The organism is Ilyobacter sp. (assembly GCF_041583315.1).
In the GTDB taxonomy this organism is placed as follows: domain Bacteria; phylum Fusobacteriota; class Fusobacteriia; order Fusobacteriales; family Fusobacteriaceae; genus Ilyobacter.
Map to the genome: position 1 here is coordinate 1 of NZ_JBFHGC010000614.1, position 1,578 is coordinate 1,578.

Annotated in this window: 1 protein-coding gene; it reads right to left on the reverse strand. The window is 30.6% G+C overall.

From position 1 onward, the window contains the following. Positions 1–201: 201 nt before the first annotated feature. The gene (locus ABZA26_RS14765; protein WP_372715246.1) at positions 202–1,149 is read right to left on the reverse strand and encodes a calcium/sodium antiporter; all 948 of its coding nucleotides are present in this window, start codon (positions 1,147–1,149) and stop codon (positions 202–204) included. Positions 1,150–1,578 lie beyond the last annotated feature (429 nt).

Consider the following 1,578-nt stretch of genomic DNA (forward strand, 5'->3'; position numbering starts at 1 on the left):
TTAAAGTCATTTAAATCAACAGTTAGGTATTTAAAGGTTTAGATTTCTTTAGTAAGTAATAAATAAACAAAGTGATGTTTCACTGCAAGAGGGCTTGGTTTTCAAGCCCTCTTTTTATTGTTTCTTAGTCTAACTTAATTCTTTAAATGCAATACTATCACTTGTATATTTTTTCAATATAAATTTCCATCAAAAATAACTCTAGATTAAATATGCCAGATAAAATATATAAATAACTATAAAAGAAAAACCTTCCCATCTCTCAATTTTTCTTCCCTTCCCTGAAAATATAAATAAAAACAGAAGCAGACTTAAAAATATATTTAAAGCTATGTCCACGTTTACCCCATCTAACAGAGGTATTGGATGGATGAAAGAAGACACCCCAAGAACTAAAAATATATTAAAAATATTTGATCCAACGACATTTCCGATGGCTATGTCCACATTATTCTTTAAGGTCGCTGAGACGGAAGTCGCCAGTTCTGGCAGAGAAGTCCCTATGGATACTATTGTCAGTCCTATTACTCTTTCTGATATTCCCATATCCTTTGCAAAATTAACTGCAAACATTACGATTACCTTCCCGCCTATAACCAGCATAATTAAACCTAATAAAGTTAGTATGCTCGATTTTAAAAGTGTAAACTCTTTTACTGTTACCTCTTCTTCGGATTTTCCTGATTTTATCATTGAGAGTGTATAGGACATGAAAACCATAAAAAATGATATCAATACCATTCCGTCTATTCTCGATATTTCTGAAATTTTGTTTTTATCTATTGCTGTATCATTAATCATTATTATTACCAAAACAGCTGCCAGTAGAGCCAGCGGTATTTCTTTCCATGTTGTATTTGTCTTTACATTTATGTTTCTTAGAACCGCACTCACTCCAAGTATCACTGCAACATTAAATATGTTACTTCCTATAATATTTCCCATGGTTATATCACTGGTCTTTTGCAAAGAACTAAATACATTTACAATTAACTCAGGAGCTGATGTACCAAATGCTACTACTGTAAGTCCTATTACAATATTGGGTATATTAAACTTTTTTGCCAAAGATGAAGAACCGTCTACAAGGAAATTTGCCCCGTATATCAACGGAATGAAACCAACTAATAAAAAAATTAAATTTAACATTTTTTAACCCCCTATACAGCGATGTAATTTTTTTTTATGCCATCTATAAATTTATCTTCCTCTATACCCATTTCCCCCAAATTTTTATTCAGAGTCTTTATATTATCCACTCCCTTAAAAAAATATTTCAGCAAGCTCTAGATTCAAGTAATTATACATCAAATAAAAAAAAACACAAGAATTCTATATCTTGTATTTTAGTGCCTGTATTGTCAGATTTAATGCAACTTCAGATTTGAATGGGCTGCAAAGTAGGACAGTTTTCTTAAGGTCATATAAAATAACTAAAAATTAAAAAAGGTTCACTTAGATTTTATCTAAGTGAACATTTAAGGGGGTTTGATTCAGACCGGGGGGGTTCTGATTTATGAAAAATACTACTTTATATAAATCAGTATACTTTATTTATTCAGTAAAGAATAGGACAAA